The sequence below is a fragment of the Chryseobacterium viscerum genome (genome assembly GCF_002899945.2).
In the GTDB taxonomy this organism is placed as follows: domain Bacteria; phylum Bacteroidota; class Bacteroidia; order Flavobacteriales; family Weeksellaceae; genus Chryseobacterium; species Chryseobacterium viscerum.
In genome coordinates, this window is sequence record NZ_PPEG02000034.1 from 1 (window position 1) to 550 (window position 550).

Sequence of the window (550 nt, forward strand, 5' to 3'; positions counted from 1 at the left end):
GTATATCATGCATTGAATCAGGGTGATACGGATGATGCGTATCGCGTACAGCTGCTATGGGATTATCTTTCCGATATGAAAGTGGAGGCTCTTAAAGAAGCATGGGCTTATACTCAGCAACAATTTCCGGCCCTGAGACTTAGATTTGACTGGAACGGAGAAATCATCCAGATCATTGATAAAAAAGGAACCTTAGACTGGCGTTATCAGGATCTGAGTACCATGAATGAAGAAGAGAAGGAGAAATGGATCAGAGAAGCGACTCAAAAAGATAGATTTGAAGTATATGATTTATCAAAAGGAGGATTATTCAGAGTATATCTGTTTAAACGTTCTGAGAAAAATTATACCTGTCTTTTCAGCAATCACCATGCGGTATTGGATGGGTGGAGTATGCCTATCATACTGACCAGTATTCATGATACCTATCTGAAATTAACCAAAAAACAGGATCTGAATATTGTTACAGATCATGCTTATATCAAAACCCAGGAATATCTTCAGCAGCACAAAGAGGGCAGCCGAAGCTTCTGGAATGCTTATATGAACC

General features: G+C 39.3%; 1 protein-coding gene. It reads left to right on the top strand.

Annotated elements, in window-relative coordinates:
• Positions 1-550 (top strand): condensation domain-containing protein (locus C1634_RS25655; RefSeq protein ID WP_133248982.1); only part of this gene is annotated, 550 nt, incomplete at both ends.